The 15388-nt window shown below is 66.6% G+C and carries 12 protein-coding genes; 7 read left to right on the top strand and 5 right to left on the bottom strand.

Annotated elements, in window-relative coordinates; genetic code table 11:
- Position 1: 1 nt before the first annotated feature.
- Positions 2 to 670 carry an inorganic pyrophosphatase gene (locus F0U63_RS38235; protein ID WP_395838046.1) on the top strand — a complete coding sequence of 223 codons (669 nt, stop codon included), beginning with the start codon at positions 2 to 4 and terminating at the stop codon, positions 668 to 670.
- 75 nt (positions 671 to 745) lie between these two features.
- Here F0U63_RS38235 and F0U63_RS38230 read toward each other — a convergent pair whose 3' ends face one another.
- Entirely contained in the window at positions 746 to 1276 is a 531-nt protein-coding gene (locus F0U63_RS38230) for a hypothetical protein (RefSeq protein ID WP_395838044.1), read from the bottom strand.
- A 317-nt stretch (positions 1277 to 1593) separates the two neighbouring features.
- Here F0U63_RS38230 and F0U63_RS38225 point away from each other — a divergent pair, with 317 nt between their 5' ends.
- Genes F0U63_RS38225 through F0U63_RS38215 form a run of 3 tightly spaced genes read left to right on the top strand, consistent with a single transcriptional unit; the run spans position 1594 to position 4784 of the window.
- Entirely contained in the window at positions 1594 to 3033 is a 1440-nt protein-coding gene (locus F0U63_RS38225) for a nicotinate phosphoribosyltransferase (protein ID WP_395838042.1), read from the top strand.
- Positions 3034 to 3051: 18 nt separating this feature from the next.
- Positions 3052 to 4023 (top strand): nicotinamidase, encoded by a 972-nt coding sequence (locus F0U63_RS38220; protein ID WP_395838040.1) that lies wholly within the window; start codon positions 3052 to 3054, stop codon positions 4021 to 4023.
- Positions 4020 to 4784, top strand: a complete 765-nt coding sequence (locus F0U63_RS38215; RefSeq protein WP_395838038.1) for an NUDIX hydrolase — start codon at positions 4020 to 4022, stop codon at positions 4782 to 4784. The genes F0U63_RS38220 and F0U63_RS38215 overlap by 4 nt, the downstream gene beginning before the upstream one ends.
- A 164-nt stretch (positions 4785 to 4948) precedes the next feature.
- Here the strand turns inward: F0U63_RS38215 and F0U63_RS38210 are convergent, their stop codons facing one another.
- The 3 genes from F0U63_RS38210 to F0U63_RS38200 are packed head-to-tail and all read right to left on the bottom strand — an operon-like array spanning position 4949 to position 7316.
- Positions 4949 to 5746, bottom strand: a complete 798-nt coding sequence (locus tag F0U63_RS38210; protein WP_395838036.1) for a hypothetical protein — start codon at positions 5744 to 5746, stop codon at positions 4949 to 4951.
- 58 nt (positions 5747 to 5804) lie between these two features.
- Positions 5805 to 6386, bottom strand: coding sequence for an imm11 family protein (locus F0U63_RS38205; protein ID WP_395838034.1), 582 nt, complete (start codon positions 6384 to 6386; stop codon positions 5805 to 5807).
- An 18-nt stretch (positions 6387 to 6404) separates the two neighbouring features.
- The gene (locus F0U63_RS38200) at positions 6405 to 7316 is read right to left on the bottom strand and encodes an AHH domain-containing protein (RefSeq protein ID WP_395838032.1); all 912 of its coding nucleotides are present in this window, start codon (positions 7314 to 7316) and stop codon (positions 6405 to 6407) included.
- A 1400-nt stretch (positions 7317 to 8716) separates the two neighbouring features.
- Here F0U63_RS38200 and F0U63_RS38195 point away from each other — a divergent pair.
- Positions 8717 to 9271 (top strand): DUF6484 domain-containing protein, encoded by a 555-nt coding sequence (locus F0U63_RS38195; RefSeq protein WP_395838030.1) that lies wholly within the window; start codon positions 8717 to 8719, stop codon positions 9269 to 9271.
- Positions 9272 to 9274: 3 nt separating this feature from the next.
- Positions 9275 to 10576 (top strand): TIGR02270 family protein, encoded by a 1302-nt coding sequence (locus tag F0U63_RS38190; protein WP_395838028.1) that lies wholly within the window; start codon positions 9275 to 9277, stop codon positions 10574 to 10576.
- A 9-nt stretch (positions 10577 to 10585) separates the two neighbouring features.
- Here F0U63_RS38190 and F0U63_RS38185 read toward each other — a convergent pair whose 3' ends face one another.
- Positions 10586 to 12835 (bottom strand): type VI secretion system Vgr family protein, encoded by a 2250-nt coding sequence (locus F0U63_RS38185; protein WP_395838026.1) that lies wholly within the window; start codon positions 12833 to 12835, stop codon positions 10586 to 10588.
- A 196-nt stretch (positions 12836 to 13031) separates the two neighbouring features.
- Here F0U63_RS38185 and F0U63_RS38180 point away from each other — a divergent pair, with 196 nt between their 5' ends.
- Positions 13032 to 15266, top strand: a complete 2235-nt coding sequence (locus F0U63_RS38180) for a type VI secretion system Vgr family protein (RefSeq protein ID WP_395838024.1) — start codon at positions 13032 to 13034, stop codon at positions 15264 to 15266.
- Positions 15267 to 15388: the final 122 nt, after the last annotated feature.

Genomic DNA, 15388 nt, shown 5'->3' with positions numbered 1-15388 from the left:
CATGGCCACAAAGAATCCGCCGACCCACACCTTCCAGGCTCATCCCTGGCATGGCATTTCCCCCGGTGAGAACGCTCCCGAGAGCGTCACCGCGTACATCGAGATCGTCCCCACCGACACGGTGAAGTACGAGCTCGACAAGGAGGCGGGCATCCTGAGGCTGGACCGGCCTCAGCGCTTCTCCAGCCAGTGCCCCACGCTCTATGGGTTCATCCCCCGGACCTACTGTGACGAGCTGGTCGCCAGGCGCTGCGCGGACCGCACCGGCCACAAGGACATCAAGGGAGATGGGGATCCGCTCGACATCTGCGTGTTGACGGAGAAGGTCATCCCCGCGGGGGCGCTGCTGGTGCGCGCCGTGCCGGTGGGCGGCTTTCGCATGGTCGACGGCAACGAGGCGGACGACAAGATCATCGCCGTGCTGGAGTCGGACCTGGTCTACGGGACCTTCCAGCACGTGGCGCAGCTGCCCAACGCGCTCGTGGAGCGGCTCAAGCACTACTTCCTGACGTACAAGCAGCTGCCCAGCCAGACCAAGCGCTCGGTGGAGATCGTCGAGATGTACGACAGCGCCGAGGCCCACGAGGTCATCGTCCGCAGCATGAAGGACTACCAGCGCGTGTTCGGCCAGCCCCCGGCGGCCAAGCCGCGCGGCCGCGCCAGGCGCTGAGTCCCGCGCCTTCGCGACGCACGTGGGCGCTGGAGTCCTCGCGGCTCCGGCGCCCGGTGCGCGCGGCGGGGACGGTCAGCCGGCGTTGAGATTGATCAGCTTCGCGAGCTCGATCTCCAGGCCCTGCAACTCCTCGGACATGTCCATGAAGGCCAGGTCCTCGGGAGTGGTGGACTCGGCGCGGGCCTTGAGCAGCGCGATCTGCCCCTCGAGGAGCTTCTGCGCCTCCTTGGGATCGATGGTGCCCTGGCGGATGCCCTCGGCGATGGCGCCAATCTGCCGGACCTGCCCCGGGGCGCTCACCGACTCGGAGGCGAAGGTGTCCTGGGTGGTGTTCTCGTAGGCCGCCTTGATGTTCTTGAGGTTGTCCTGGCTCTGCGTGAGCAGGCCGAGCTCCTCGTCCGCGCTGACCTCGCCGTCGGCCAGGGCGGACTCCACGGACGCGGACAGCTTCTGCTGGCCCTCGAGCAGCTTGCGGGCCTCCTTGGAGTTGATGGCGCCGCTCTTCACGCCCTCGGCGATCTTGCCCATCATCTTGCCCTGCTCCTGGGTGGTCCGCACGAGCGTGGCGAAGCCGGGTTTGCCGATGCTGGGGGGAATGGCCATGGGTGACTCCGGGGGATGGCGCGAAAGGAGAGAGCCGACTCGGGAGACTTGGGCGTCAGCGATGCCGCGGGGGGATTGCAGTGGGCATGCCACCGTCCGCCGTCCACGCTAGCCAAGGACTGGCACTTCGAGCAAAGGCGCATTCGCACCCGGGTTCCGGGCTGACACGGCGACAGCGAACATCCGTTCCCTGGTGTCTGTTGTCATCAGGTGGTGACTGCCGTTCGGGCGGACGGTGGGCGGGAGTTCCAGCCGCCGAGAAAGAGTATTGAGGACTTTTTCTCGGCCCATTAGAGTGCGGCACCAGGAGGCACACCATGGGAAGTCCGCTGCTCGCGACGGACGGCTACAAGTTCAGCATGGCGGAGGCGGGCTGGCCGCTGCGTCAGGAGACGTTCTACTACTCGCACCGCAAGGGGGGGCAGCAGGTGGTGCCGGTGGACATCGAGTCCCATGTGCGAGCCCTGCTGCCGGAGCCCACGGAAGAGGACTACGCCTACCTGGCCCGCAACAGCTACGAGATGGGGGCGGGCTTCAAGGCGGCCATCCGCAAGCAGCGGCTCGTCATCCGGGCCCTGCCGCGCGGCGCGCGCTTCTACGCGCGCGAGCCGGTCTTCTCCCTCACGGGCAGCTCGGCCCTGGTGTCGTGGCTGGAGCCGTTGCTGCTTCAACTCAACTTCCGCATCCAGGTGGCCACGCAGGCGCTGGCGGACCGCGAGGCGCTGGCCCGGGCGCTGGCCGTGGTGGCGTGCGAGGAGGAGAAGCGCATCGCCCTGGAGACGTTGGACGCGGTGGGCGTGTCCGCCGTGCCCATCACCGTGGACTCCGAGGGCTACCACGCGCGGGTGCTGGCGGTGGTGAAGGACCTGGTGGAGGCGGTGGGCGACCCGAGCCGCATCTTCGAGGTGGGGCTGCGCGCGGCGACGTGTCTGCAGCAGCACGAGATCGCCGTGCGTGCCTGCCGCGAGGCCGGGGTCATGCGCACGAGCAACGTGTACCTGGCCAAGAAGCTGGGGATGATTCCCGTGGGCACCATGGGCCACGAGCACGTGCAGCGCTACGGCCAGGACGAGGCGGCCTTCCGTGCCATCCGCGAGCGGCGTCCCGAGCGCTCCAGCTTCCTCTTGGACACGTATGACACCCTGGGCTCGGGTCTGCCCACGGCCTTCCGCATCATCCACGAGGAGCCGGACGCGGGGGACTCCATCCGCTTCGACTCCGGGGACAAGAAGACGCAGTACACCCAGGCGGTGTCGCGCGCGAAGGCGGAGGGCATCAAGCCGGTGCTCATCCTCGAGGACGGTCTGGACGCGCAGGCCACGCGCGAGTTCGAGGCGCTGCGCCGCGAGTTCGGCTGGGCGCCCTCGCAGCAGTTCTACGGGTACGGCGGCTTCATCGTGGCGCGCACCATGGCGAGCCCCTTCACGCGTGACCGGGTGGCGGCGGTGTACAAGCTGGCGCGCACGGGCCACGCGCCGACGATGAAGTTCGGCAACGAGCTGGCCGAGGGCAAGCAGAGCATTCCGGGGACGCCGGTGGTCTTCCGGCGCCGTGGCGGCTCGGGTCCCATCGGGCTCATCGGCCAGGAGGGGGAGCCCGTGCCCGAGGGCTATGAGCTGCTCTCCGGCGCGCCGGCGGACACCTCGGCGCCCGTCGTCGGCGGCGAGCAGCGCGTCGCGTACACCCGGGCCACCCAGGCGTTGGTGGACGAGCTGCGCCAGCGGCACTTCCCCCGCGGTTTTCCGATCCCCTCGTGACGCTGCCTGGAGAACGCCATGTCCCTCCCCCTTCCGTCGTTCTATGACGATGCCCACGTGGGCTCGCTGTACCTGGAGCGCGCCGCGCGGGTGACGGACGAGGCGCGCCGCTACGCCCGGGAGCACGGGGTGCGCCCCGCGCGCGAAGACCGGCTGCGCATCGCCGCGTTCGGCATCGACGCGCAAGTGGCCTTCTGCCAGCCCGAGGCGAGCCTCTTCGTGCCGGGCGCGGTGGAGGACTCCCAGCGCACCCTGCGCTGGCTGTACAGGAACCTGGATCGCATCACCGGGCTGGTGTTCTCCATGGACACCCACCGCGCCTTCCAGATCTTCCACCCCGGGTGGTGGCAGGGTCCGGACGGCCAGCCGCCGCCGCCCCTCACGGTCATCACCCCGGCGGACGTGCGCTCGGGCCGGTGGCGCGCCACGCGGCATCCCGAGGAGAGCCTGGCCTATTGCGAGCGGCTGGAGGCCACGGGCCGCTACGTGCTCACGGTGTGGCCCTACCACGCGCTGCTCGGGGGCCTGAGCCACGCGCTGCTGCCGGCGATGATGGAGGCGAGCCTCTTCCACGCGCTGGCGCGCGACACGCCCACGCACATCATCCAGAAGGGTGAGGAGGCGCTCACGGAGAACTACTCGGTGTTGTCGCCCGAGGTGACGGAGGTGTCGGGGCGCACGGTGGGCCAGTTCGACCAGGCGCTCTTCGACCATCTGCTCGCATTCGACCGGGTGTACGTGTTCGGCCAGGCCAAGTCGCACTGCGTGCTGTCGACGCTGATGGACCTCAAGCGGCGCATCGAGGAGACGGACCGCTCGAAGATGGGGCGTATCCACATCCTGGAGGACGCGATGAGCCCGGTACCCGCGCCGCCGTTGGAGCCGCTGCCGCCGGGGCTGGACTTCCCGCGCGTGGCGAACGAGGCGATGCGCGCGTTGCAGGAGGCGGGAATGAAGGTGGTGCGCACCACCGACCCGATCGAGGGGTGAGGGCGCCCGAGGTCCAGCGGGCGCGCCAGTCGCTGGCGCCCTATGCGCGTCCGGCGGTGGCGGTGGACCTGGTCGTCCTCACGCTGGTGGACGGGGCGCTGCACGTGCTGCTCATCCGCCGGGGCGAGCCTCCCTTCGAGGGGAAGCTGGCGCTGCCGGGAGGCATCCTGCGCGTGGGCGACGGCGAGGAGGACCAGGGCGAGGACCTGGACGTGGCGGCGGTGCGTGAGCTGCACGAGGAGACGGGGCTGGAGTCGCGGGACGTGCTGCTGGAGCAGTTCGCCACGTTCGGCCGGCCGGGGAGGGATCCGCGCATGCGGGTGGTGTCGGTGGCGTACTACGCCCTGGTGCGGCCGGAGCTGGCGCGGCGGGTGAGGGCGGGGGGCGACGCGGCGGAGGCGTGCTGGGAGGCGGTGGGGCGGCTGGACGCGAGCACCCTGGCGTTCGATCACGAGGACATCCTGCGGGTGGCGCTGGCGCGGATGCGCGAGAAGCTGGACACCTCGTCGCTGGCGTTCTCGCTGGTGCCCGAGCGCTTCACCATTCCGGAGTTGCGCGCGGTGTTCTCCGCGGTGAAGGGCGAGCCGCAGGATCCGGGCAACTTCCGCCGCAAGGTGAAGCGGCTCATCGAGGATGGAGTGCTGGAAGCGGCGCCCGGCGTGCGGCGCACCGCCTCCAAGCCCGCCGCGCTCTACCGCTTCCGCGCGGCGAGCCCGGCGCAGCCGGCGCGTGGCTTCAAGGGCGGAACCCGCTCCGCCTGAAGTTCCCGTGCTAATACTGACCAAGCCCCAACATCGCCCAGTCCTCCGATACCGCGAAGGGCACGAAGACTGTATCGGTGAAGGGCAACCGCCATGGCCGACGATGACGAGGACACCGAGTGCCTCGTCTGCGAGAAGAAGCTGTAGCTCACCCCGGCGTGTTGTCAGCTCCGGGTTGCCTCTCCAATGGGAGCGACCCAGTCGTTCTGATAGCGCTCCGTCATTGGCACCTGGGCCAGGGGCGGGCAGTAGCGGTAACGCACATTCGGAATGTCCAGCCCTCGCTTCCGGGCCAGCCGGAGCAAGGCCAGTCCTTCGAACCACAAATAGCGATGCGCGGCGAAGTGCTCTTGCCGCGTGGTGAAGCTGCGCGCCCGTGCCTCGATATGGGCCTCGTGCACCGCGAGGGCAGCCGCGAACGCGGACGCGAAGGCGGGTGAATCCGCATCCACCAGGGCTCGTGCGAGCGCGGGCCAGCAGTCCTCGCGAGCAGTGTGGACCAGGCGATCGAGCTGTGGGCCGGGGTTCACATTGAGATGCGTGTGCAGTACCAGGGCCCCCAGAGTGGATGCCCAGGCGGACTCCACCGCGTATTCCTCTTCCTTCTGCCATTGTGAGGGCAGCCGCTCGGCGAGCTCCGCCGCGAGGCTCCAATGACCCGCCGCGATCACCCCCGCCAACGGAGTGAGGCCCCAGGATGCTGGCGGCGGTCTCTGGCTTCGCCGCTCAAGGTGGACGAGGAGGCGGCGCCAGTTCTCTGTCGCCCGGCAGAGGTTGAGAAAGAAGAGTTGGGAACGGCCCTCCAACAGCAGCGTGGCCGCCGCGATGTTGACGAAGCAGCGACACAGTTCCCGCACGTGTTCAACCAGGGAGTCGCGCTCGCCCTCCGGGTCGATATGCGTGATGAGGACCGGCGCCGTGGCCCCTGCGTTCTCACGGAGTAATGCGAAATCGATGTCCATGCTCACTCACTCCAGTACGGACTGCTGCTGCTCCGCCGAGGCCAGACAAGGCCCGCTTTCAGGTGACCTTGCCGTTCCAGCCATTGGCAGGGAAGAAACTGCACCCGGTGAGACCGGCCTCCACGAAGGCCACATGAACGGTCTCGTCGATCATGGTGTTCGCGCGCAGATGTATGGGCCGGAAGATCTTCGGCCCTCCCGGCTCCGGGTCCTCCTTGAGCACGAGCTTTTTCACCCGCCCAATCTCCGTCTTGAGGAGGGAACCCATCCGGACGTCCGAACGCTCCAGGTCAATGACTTCACGACGGGCGAGCACATTCATGATGAAGTGCTCGCGCGATACCACCTCACGCTGGTGATCCACCAGGGTGACAGGCAGGAACTCCGCATCGTTCGGCGCCAGCTCGAGAACAATGCGACGGACCCGCTCCGAGACGATGCGGATGTCCAGGATGCTGTTGACGAAGTCGTGGACTTTTCGCCGATCCGGGAAGCTGGGAGAGAACCCCATGACTGCGTCGGTGGGAAACTCGGGCGTGAGGCGATGAGACTCCAGATAACGCCAACCTTCCGGGCCATTCCTTGGATAGGCATCGAGCACTGCACCGTTGTTGCGATCACCAATAATCCAGAAGTTCATTCATCCCTCCTCTCCGCGTTACCAGAGCGCCGGCCAGCCGCCGTACTCTTTACCTCCCCGGGTCTTCCAGCGGCACCAGGGCCCGTCATGACGCTGGCCCTCGGCGGCACCGCGAACGGTCGTTCGTGACTCCTCGAGTAGAAGTTCCCAGAGTTCGGTCTCCAGATCCTTCAACTCCTGGAACACGTCAGCGACAATGGTCTCATGGGGCTTATTCTGGCCACGAAGGGTATCAATCCCCGAATCAATTCTCTTCAACCCCTGCATGACATCCTGTGTGTAGTTGTTGTGATTGTTGGGGTGTTGCATTAGCGCATGCACGGGAACGGACCAGGACTCGCCCGGCAGCATGATCATGTTGTGGCCATGGTCGATGTCATAGGGCGTTTGCAGCACGATGTCGAAGTTTACCGGCTTGTCGAAGATGGGCTGGCCATTGAAGTCCTCCGTGTAGAAGGCCTCACCCGGAATCATGTGATGCGCTTGCCAGAGGTAGGGTTGCTTCTGACCACTGAATTCAGTGTTGAAGTTGGATGGCTGGGTGAGTCCCGCCTGGGCTGAGACCTCCGCGCGAAAGGTAGCAGGCCCCAGGTGTGGGAAGTCATTGTATTCGGAGGCACGATTGGCGCGGATGTATTTCGCGGCACTGCGGGCGTAGTAGGAACCCTTGCCAAGGATGGCCCGGTACTCCACCAGTGAGCTGGCATGCGGGCCCGCGGACTCTTGTGCGCTGTTGTCCTTATCCTTGCGCCGCTCCTTCGTGTCTTGTACCTGCTGCTTGCGCGCGGCATTGCGTCGCATTACGCCCGAGCTGCCTGGTGTAGGGCCGAAGTCATGAATGTTGGGACGACCATCTGCAACGGTATGCCCATACAACTCGAAGGAGCCCTGCATGAGGGTCTTGAGCGATACGAATCTGCTGCCTGTCATGTCCGACTCCATCGTCCTGGGATGTCACCAGCTACCAGTGCGAATGCAGCGCGTTCTCCCGAGTCCGCTTGCGAGACGACGACGCTCCGGCGAGCCGGCGCATAGCCCCGCTGGAATGCACGAACCGCGAGACAGGCCCCCACCGCTCCGGCAGCGGCGCCCACGTCCCCGAAGCCCGTAGCCGGCACCCACGCAGGCTCTTCTCCACTCAACGCCCCACTGGCCTTCAATCGCACCAGCGCGTTTCCCCACTCCCAGGCCCGCCATTCCTCGCCATTGAGATCAGAAACGAGGAACACCTCTCGGCCAACAGTGGAGGAAGCTCCGAGCACGGCCTGAACACACGAGGAGAGCACCCGTCCATCCGCTCGGCGGCCGGTACCTACGGAGTTGGGTTCGTGCCCGGTGTGGATGGCGGTGAATTCGATGGTCGGAGTCGCCTCGGCCTTCCGGCCTGACCCGTGGGGGCAGAGCACCAACAGGGCACCTGCTTCACCGGGTATGAGGCCAACCGGGTTGTCCGCGGTCTTGAGTCGACGCTCGCCCAACAAGTACTGGAGGTGTTCCCGGTCCACCAACGAATCGAGCCCGCCCACGATGCAAGTCTCCAGGGCACGGCGCTCCAGTTCGCGGCGCGAGGCCTCGAGTGCGAGCGCGAAACCTGCGGAGCCTCCAGCGAAGAATCGCCAACGGTCTTCAGGCCATGACAGCCCGAGTCCACCCAGTGCCCGTCCCAGCACCTCGCGCCCCAGGCGCCCGACGACAGCAGCGGCCTCTAGTTGCCCCGTGCCATTCGAGAAGTCGGGCAAGGCGAGGAAGACTCCTGTCTCTCGTCCGAGCGTCCGCAATGGAACGGATGTCGAGAGATCCTCGAGAGCTTCCATGGCAATGGCGACGAGCCGACCGACTCCCGAGAACCCAAAGGTCGCCCCTGGTAATTCGTAGACCGTGACAGGCTGGGGCTCCCTATCGCCGGGAGCGAAGGTGGCGACATCCACTGAAGTCCTTGGCCGGACGATGCCCGCTCGGAAGGCGGCACAGGCTGTCACCGCAGGGCCGAGACTGGAACTCATCCCCAATGCTTCCACTCTCATGGCTCATACCTCCTTATCGGATGGCCCTGGAGCGTCACAGGATACGCCACGCCTTTGTGTCCAGGCCAGTCGACGCTGGCCACTCGCGTGGCGATCACACAAAGTGCACGAGAGTCCCGTAACCGGGGCAAGCCCATTCGTGGCTTCCACGGTTTGATGGCACAACGACGCGCTCATGCCATGGACTTCTTGTTGTTCCCGATTGCAGGTGCTGGCCATCCGGTGCCCCAATTGTTCGGATGTCGGCGGTGGGGACTCCTGGGGAATACCCCACTCCTGATAGGCTGCCCCAACCGAGGTGAGGTGATGCCGAGGGCCTGTCATCGGAGGACGCACCGTATGAATACACCCGTGCCGTCGAGAGCAGGGGCGAGCGGAGCAACGCGCGAGCCCATCTGGGGAAGCAAGATGGGGTGGGTTGTTGGAACGGATTCAGCGGGAATGCTGCTGGTGGACTTCGAGGGAAACCCCGAGGGCCGTCCGTTGGCTGCCCGGCGGACGGTCCCACTGGAGCCCGAGGCGCTGCGAGATGCCATCGTCACCCGTCAGCGCGCGGTGCTGCTCTTCGAGAATGGAGACCCCTTGTTGCCGCTGGTGGTCGGCATGGAGCAGACGCCCAGTCCCACGCCGTTGCTGGACGCGGTGCTCGCCCAGCCCGCCCCCACCGAGGCTCAACCCGTGGAGGCCCACGTCGATGGCAAACGGGTCGTCATCGAGGGCCAGGATGAGATCGTCCTGCGATGTGGCCAGGCCAGCATCACCCTGCGGCGCAATGGCCGGGTCGTCATCAAGGGCACTCAGATCGACAGTCACGCCTCGGGCACCCACCGCATCAAGGGGGGCTCGGTGCAGGTGAACTGACCCATGGCGCCCCTGCTGATGGACATCTACGAGGAGCACCTGGACGAGGCGAGCTTCCTCTGGGTGCAGTGGGAGCGAGCCCTCGTGGCTCCGAACTACGTCCTGGAAGAGGTGGCCGCGCTGGAGGATCGGCTGCTGGCGCACCTGGACGGACTGGTGGTGGGCGGCGCGCCCGTGGCCAGGGAGTTGCTCTTGCCCGCGTTGGACTCGGAGGACCCGCCGCGCATCTCCGCCGCGCTCTGGGCGATGTTGGCCGGGCCCGGGAGCCTGGAGCTGACCGAACTGGTGAAGCGCATGCGGGCCGCTCCTGAAGCGGCACGTGCTGCCCTCGGACGGGCGCTGGAACTGAACGAACGGCCGGAGGTGGGCGAGGCCCTGCTGCCGCTCCTGAATGACGAGGCGGCTCCACTCCAGGCCTGGGTGATCGAGGTGCTTGCCTCCAGGGGTCAATTCCTCCGCGATAACGATGTGGAACTGCTCGGGCACCCGGACGCCCGGGTGGTGGTGGCCGTGCTCCGCGGCAGGCCATTCCTGTCCCGGGACGTGGCCTCGCGCGACCTTCCCCGCCTCCTGGTGGACTCGCGTCCCGGGGTCCGGGAGGCCGCCATCCTGACGGGGATGCTGTCTGGAGTGAGGGCCGCCTGGGAGGCGTGCCGCGAGGCGGTGGATGCGCGCACGAAGGTGGACCGGACCTCGCTGGTGTTGTTGGCGCTCAGTGGCGAGGAGCGCGATCTGGCGCGGCTGCTGGCGTGCACGGGCGTGGAGTCGGTGCGCGAGGACGCCCTCTGGGCACTGGGCTTCAGTGGCCAGGTGGAGGTCGCCGAGGCGTGCCTGGAACTCATGGGGGGGCGGCCCATGGCGGCACTGGCGGGCGAGGCCTTCAGTGCCATCACCGGGCTGACACTGGAGGGCTCCTACGTGGAGGCGGAAGAGGAAGGAGAACCGCTACCTCCGCTGGAGGAGGACCTCGCGCGGGAGCTGGAGCCCCGGCCCGAGGATGCGCTGCCGGTGCCCGCGCGAGCGGTGGTGGCGGCATGGTGGAAGGAGTCCCGGAAGGACTTCGCCCGTGGCACGCGCTACCTGCGCGGGCGTCCCTTCAGCATCAATGTCTTGCTGGAGGAACTCGAGCGCGGCTCCATGCGGCGCCGGCACATGCTCGCGTTGGAGTGGGCCCTTCGCAGCCAGGGGACGTGTCCACTCGAGACGCGAGCCTTCACGCGGCGACAACACTCCGAACTGGCACGGGCCCGGGAGCTGTGCGGGCGTCTGTCGTCTTCCCCCTTCCCGCGCCTGTCGGGCGGCTGAGGGGGAGGGTCAGTTCTCGGAAATCTTCGAGCCCTTGATGACGATGTCCCCGCTCGCGGTGACCTCGATCTTGGCGCCCTTGATGACGACGTCGCCGTTCTTCTTGATCTGCAGGGTCGCGGCGCCCACCTTGAGGGTGAATTGCTCCTCGGCCACCAGCGAGATTTCCTTCGCCGACAGGGTATAGGAATCCTTGACGGCGTGGTTGAGTTTGCCACCCACGCTCACCTGGAGATCCTTGCCCACCTTGAGGGTGCGGGAGCCGCCCACCTGCTCGGAGACATCTCCGCCGACCTGGAGGGTCCGCGAGCCCTTGACCGTCTCGGACTTCTTCGCGCCGACGCTCTCCGTCTTGGCTCCGCCGACCTGTTCGGACTTGAGGCCCCCCACCAGCTCGTTGTGCGCCCCGCCCACGGTGACCGCGTAGCCGCCGCCCACGCTGAGCATCTTCCCCAGCACCACCGTTTCCAGGGAGGCGAGCGATACCGCCACGCTCTGGTTGCCACTCACCTGGATCGACTGGTCTCCCGTCACGGCCTCGGTGTGGTTGCCTCCCACGCTCGTCGAGCGGTCCTGGCTGACTTCCAGGCTCTGGTTGCCGCTGATGACGGAGTCATCGTTCAGCATCACCTCGAGTGACTGGTTGCCCTCGATGGTCCGGCTGCGGTCCTTCTTGACCCGAAGCGTCTCGTTTCCACCCACCCGCTGGGACTTGTCGTTCTCGACGACGATGTTGAAGTCCTTCTGGGCGTGCACATAGAGCTGCTCCCGGCCCGCGGCATCCTCGAAGCGCAGCTCGTTGGCGCCGTTGCCTCCGGGACTCGAGCTGGAGCGCAACGTGCTCTGGGTCTTGTCTCCGGGCAGATCGATGGGCGGCGGGTTCTGTCCGTTGTAGACGCTGCCCGTGACGATGGGCCGGTCGGGATCTCCCTCGAGGAACTCCACCACCACTTCCTGCCCGATGCGGGGCAGGTAGAGCGCTCCCCATCCGGGTCCGGCCCACGCCTGGCTCACCCGCATCCAGCAGGAGCTCTTGTCATCGCGCGTGCCCTCGCGATCCCAGTGGAACTGGACCTTGATCCGGCCGTGTTCATCGGTGTGGATTTCCTCTCCCGGAGGTCCCACCACGATGGCCGTCTGGGCTCCCGCGATCGAGGGCCGGGGCGTGCTCCGGGCGGGCCGGTAGGGCACCTGCGCGGGCATGCAGACGAAGTCGTTGCGGTAGCCCTCCTGGCGCTCCTCCGTTGCCTGCTCGTGGGGGACGGCCTCGGGTTGCCGGCCCACGTGCCGGATGGACAGCGGCAGGTAGTCGCGATTGAAGGCCTCCCGCGGATGCTCGGTCAGGGTGAAGGCCTGACCCACACACAGGCGTCGGCAGTTGCTGCTCCCAGTCATCTGCTCCACGCGGGCGCGCAGCTCCTCCAGGCGGACCTGGGCCAGCGTCTTTCCCTCGCCGGGCTCCTCGTAGCGGCCTGGATAGTCATAAATCTCCAGGGCCGGCTCGCCCTCCTCGGCGGTCGTGGTGGAGGTGAGATCAAAAGTGGGCCGGGTGAAGTTGAAGTCCCGCAGGACCACCGCGCCCGGTTGCACTTCGACCTTCGCGGCGAACTCGTGCACGGACTCGCTTCCCGCCACCATCTTCCTGTCCTCCCGGAAGACGAGCTCGCGCTCTCCCTCCATGGGCGGGCAGGTGAGGGTGTTGTCGCACAAGACCATCCGGTGCGTGCTCTCCGTGTGCTCGAAGAAATAGGAAATGCCTTCTTCCTCCAGCAACCGCGATACGAAATCCAGATCGGATTCACGGTATTGCACGCAGTACTCGCGTGAGCGGTAGCTGCTGCTCAAGGAGAGGGTGTGCTCCACCTGTCCCTCGGTGAGCACCTTGTGGACGATCCGTGGCACGTCCATGTCCTGGAAGATGCGGCTGCGGCGGGTATGCCGGAGTGTCTCCAGGCGGGAGACCACCGTGATGCGGTAGCGTTGACGTTCGGGGGACGAGGGCGCGTCCCAGCGCACGACGCGCGAAACGGTGCCGTGGAAGAAGCGCGACGTTCCATCTCCCCGATGCACCGTCAACAGCGCGCTCTGGCCCAGGAGGGCCTTCTCCTCCACGACCACCTCGGGAGGCGCTGCCAGGGTGAGTTCGACGAGACAGGGGCGCGAGAGCGTCTCCTGGGCCTCGAATCCCACGACGGCCAGCTCGCCCGCGGCCAGCGCCCCGGCTTGGAACTCGAACTCGGTCTGATTCGCTTGGAGCATCGGTACCGCGATCATGGAGCCCACCCCTCCCCAATATGTCACCGGGTCTAGACCACTCTTTGTCCTTGCCCTGCAATGGATGGTACTCTCATGCACCAGGGGATTTGATCAATGGCGAATACTCATGGAGGGCTGTTCCCTGCCAGGAGATTCCCATTTGTATGGATTTTCTGCTTCTTGAGAGCAGGGGGGATGCATGGCACGGACGAAGGGGGCGGCTTTTACCTTCCGGGCGGGTGCGTACGAGGCGGAGTCGTTCATCGTCCAGGGGTTCTCGGGCACCGAGGGCATGAGCCGTCTCTATGAATTCCAGGTGGAGTTCCACGCGAACGAGGAGGGCCCCCTGGAAGCGGCGGCCCTGGTGGATGCCGACGCCCTGTTGACCGTGGCGTTGCCCGAGAGCGGCACCCGCTGCATCCGGGGAATGCTGCGTGCGGTGGAGTCCCTCGGGCGCCGGGAGGGGCGTTGGTGCTACCGCGCGTGGCTGGTTCCCAGGCTCTGGCGCCTGACGCAGGTGAAACGCAGCCGCATCTTTCAGCGCAAGTCCGTGCCGGACATCGTGAAGGAGCTGCTGGGGGAGGCGGGGGTGGAGGCGCGCTGGATGCTCAGCGGCGCGCATGAGACACGCGAGTATTGCACGCAATACCGGGAGACGGATTTCGCGTTCCTCAGCCGCTTGTTGGAATGGGAAGGCATCTTCTATTTCTTCGAGCACACCGAGGAGGGTCATGTCCTGGTCATCGGAGATGCTCCCGAGGTGCACCGTCCCCTGGCGGGGGGAGCGGTCCTGCCCTTGCGTGCGCGTGACAACCGGGTGGAGGAGGGGGAGTACCTCGTCGCGCTGGCGCGCATCCACCGGCTGCGGCCTGGCGCGGTGCACCTCAAGGACTTCAACTTCGAGAAGCCCGCGTTGGATTTGTCTGGCAGGTCGGCGAGCTCCGAGGGCGCGGATGGGCTGAAGGTGTACGACCATCCGGGGGAGTACGAGACGCCTGGCGTGGGCAAGGGAGTCTCCAAGGTCCGCATGGAGGAACTGGTGCAGGCCGCATGGACGCTGGAGGGAGAGGGGGTGTGTCCACGGCTCTCGCCCGGATGTCTGTTCCAGGTCGAGGACGACGGGACCCACGCGGGCGAGTACCTGGCGGTGCGGGTCGCTCACTTCGGCGAGCAGCCAGAGACGCCCGGCAACCGCGAGGCCCTGGGTGGCTTGTACCGCAACCACTTCAGCTGCATGCCTGGCTCGGTTCCCTTCCGTCCGCGGCGGACCACGCCCATTCCCCAGATCGTGGGCGTCCAGACGGCGACGGTGGTGGGGCCCGCGGGCGAGGAGATCCACACGGATGGGCATGGCCGCATCAAGGTGCAATTCCATTGGGACCGGGAGGGCACGCGGGACGACTCCTCCTCGTGTTGGATTCGCGTGGGTCAGGCCTGGAACGGCCTGGCCTGGGGCGCGCTCTATCTGCCGCGCGTGGGCCACGAGGTCCTGGTGCGCTTCCTCGAGGGAAACCCGGACAGGCCGCTGCTCGCGGGCTCCGTCTACAACGGCAACCACCCCACGCCCTATGCCCTGCCAGCCGAGAAGACCCGCTCCACCCTCAAGAGCGCGTCCAGCCCGGGCAGCTCCGGCTTCAACGAGGTGCGCATCGAGGACGCGGCGGGCTCGGAAGAGCTCTTCATCCACGCCCAGAAGGATGAAGAGCTGCTGACGGAGAATGACAAGGACCAGGAGGTGCGGGGCTTCGAGTCCCTCCTGGTGCTCAAGGACCGTCAGCTCACCGTCGAGGGCAACCAGTCCCTGGCCGTCACCCTGGATGACGAGGGGCTCGTGGAGGGCAACCAGTCCCTGCGAGTCCAGGGCCATCGTGTCACCACGGTGGGGGGCGATCACTCCGAGGAGGTGTCGGGCAGCCAGTTCATCTCCATCGCGCAGAACCGCACCCTCATGGTGTCTCAAGCCTCCACCGAGAGCGTGTCGATGGCCAAGGCGCTGACGATCGGGGCCGGATATGCCGTGAACGTCGGCCTCGTCATGAACGAGTCCGTGGAACAGGACAAGTCCGTGACCGTGGGGGCGATGCGCACCGAGCGGATCGTCGGCGCCCGGTTGGAGGATGTCGCCGAGGATCTCTCGGTCGACGTGGGCGCGGGCTACCAGTCCAGGATCGCCGGGGCGATGGTCTCCACGGTCAACGACGACCTGGGAGACGATGTTCAGCGCAAGTCACAACTCAAGGTGAAGGACCCCGCCGCCTGGCTGTCCAAGTCTTTTTCACTGAAGGCGGAGACTTTCTCCATCAAGGTGGGTGGGAAGGTGGTTCTCCAGATGAAAAAATCCGGCGCGGTGAAGTTTTCCGGTAACGCCATCACCCTGGATGGATCAGACATCAAATTCAAGGGAAGCAAGATAAAGAAGAAGGGCGGGAGCTGACGGTTTATTGGTGCGTTTTGCCCCTGGCGCATGACGTCTGGATGCCTCTTCGTTGCTTGCATTGCCTGGCTTCATCTAGTGTCTTCCTCGTCAGACACCCCGTTTTGGATACGGCGAGGCCG

This window comes from Cystobacter fuscus (assembly GCF_044360685.1).
Lineage (GTDB): Bacteria > Myxococcota > Myxococcia > Myxococcales > Myxococcaceae > Cystobacter > Cystobacter fuscus_C.
This window is presented reverse-complemented; position numbering and strand designations above follow the sequence as displayed.

Excerpts from the sequence above, each read along its gene's own strand:
- F0U63_RS38235 (WP_395838046.1), top strand. The coding sequence starts at position 2 with ATGGCCACAAAGAATCCGCCGACCCACACCTTCCAGGCTCATCCCTGG.
- F0U63_RS38230 (WP_395838044.1), bottom strand. The coding sequence starts at position 1,276 with ATGGCCATTCCCCCCAGCATCGGCAAACCCGGCTTCGCCACGCTCGTG.
- F0U63_RS38225 (WP_395838042.1), top strand. The coding sequence starts at position 1,594 with ATGGGAAGTCCGCTGCTCGCGACGGACGGCTACAAGTTCAGCATGGCG.
- F0U63_RS38220 (WP_395838040.1), top strand. The coding sequence starts at position 3,052 with ATGTCCCTCCCCCTTCCGTCGTTCTATGACGATGCCCACGTGGGCTCG.
- F0U63_RS38210 (WP_395838036.1), bottom strand. The coding sequence starts at position 5,746 with ATGGACATCGATTTCGCATTACTCCGTGAGAACGCAGGGGCCACGGCG.
- F0U63_RS38205 (WP_395838034.1), bottom strand. The coding sequence starts at position 6,386 with ATGAACTTCTGGATTATTGGTGATCGCAACAACGGTGCAGTGCTCGAT.
- F0U63_RS38200 (WP_395838032.1), bottom strand. The coding sequence starts at position 7,316 with ATGACAGGCAGCAGATTCGTATCGCTCAAGACCCTCATGCAGGGCTCC.
- F0U63_RS38195 (WP_395838030.1), top strand. The coding sequence starts at position 8,717 with ATGCCGAGGGCCTGTCATCGGAGGACGCACCGTATGAATACACCCGTG.
- F0U63_RS38190 (WP_395838028.1), top strand. The coding sequence starts at position 9,275 with ATGGCGCCCCTGCTGATGGACATCTACGAGGAGCACCTGGACGAGGCG.
- F0U63_RS38185 (WP_395838026.1), bottom strand. The coding sequence starts at position 12,835 with ATGCTCCAAGCGAATCAGACCGAGTTCGAGTTCCAAGCCGGGGCGCTG.
- F0U63_RS38180 (WP_395838024.1), top strand. The coding sequence starts at position 13,032 with ATGGCACGGACGAAGGGGGCGGCTTTTACCTTCCGGGCGGGTGCGTAC.